General features: G+C 55.2%; 1 protein-coding gene. It reads left to right on the top strand.

What is annotated here, in order from left to right:
• On the top strand, positions 1–223 hold a 223-nt coding region (locus tag WFO64_RS22650), incomplete at both ends, for a DDE-type integrase/transposase/recombinase (protein ID WP_337014411.1).

Here is a 223-nt window from a genome sequence, read left to right as displayed (position 1 = left end):
GCACGACGCACTGACATGTGGCCGACGTTTTCGGACTTTCAACGTCGTGGATGATTTTAACCGCGAGGCTCTGGCGATAGAGATTGACCTGAATATCCCGGCACAGCGGGTCGTTCGGGTGCTGGACAGGATAGTGGCAAACCGTGGATATCCGCTGAAAATGCGGATGGATAACGGGCCAGAACTGATATCACTGGCTCTGGCGCAATGGGCTGAAGACCAC

Source organism: Pantoea sp. AS142, assembly GCF_037152305.1.
In the GTDB taxonomy this organism is placed as follows: Bacteria; Pseudomonadota; Gammaproteobacteria; order Enterobacterales; family Enterobacteriaceae; genus Pantoea.
This window is presented reverse-complemented; position numbering and strand designations above follow the sequence as displayed.